Below are 567 nucleotides of genomic sequence, written 5' to 3'. Positions count from 1 at the left end.
GGTCCAGTCACCGTAACGCTGGACAGCGGGAAGGTCATCACCATCGCCGAAGGGCAGAGCTCTGGCAGCCTGCCGGTCACCGTGGGCAACGACGCCTACCAAGGGCCGACCACGGTCACCGAATCCATCAAGGACGCGGTGGGTGGCAACCTGGAAGCCATCAACCCGGTGAAAACGCCGGTCARCACCACGGTCAATGACGTCGACGACACCACCACSGTGACCCTGACCGCSACSCCGAGCGTGGACGAAAACGGCACCATCACCTACACCGCGACSCTGACCGACAAGAACGGCGCCCCGGTSACCGCGCAGAACGGTSCRGTCACCGTRACGCTGGACAGCGGSAAGGTCATCACCATCGCCGAAGGSCAGAGYTCYGGCAGCCTGCYGGTCACSGTGGGCAACGACGCCTACCARGGKCCGACCACGGTCACCGAATCCATCAAGGACGCGGTGGGTGGCAACCTGGAAGCCATCAACCCGGTGAAAACGCCGGTCAGCACCACGGTCAATGACGTCGACGACACCACCACCGTGACCCCCACCGTGACCCTGACCGCCACC

The 567-nt window shown here is 64.7% G+C and carries 1 protein-coding gene; it reads left to right on the top strand.

Features of this window, described 5'->3' with window-relative positions:
• On the top strand, window positions 1-567 hold a 567-nt coding region (locus tag AC1DU9_RS29880; RefSeq protein WP_477811279.1), incomplete at both ends, for an immunoglobulin-like domain-containing protein.

It is taken from the genome of Pseudomonas sp. P4_C1 (genome assembly GCF_056402155.1).
Note: the sequence above shows the minus strand (reverse complement) of the source record. Positions and strands in the feature narration are given on the sequence as shown.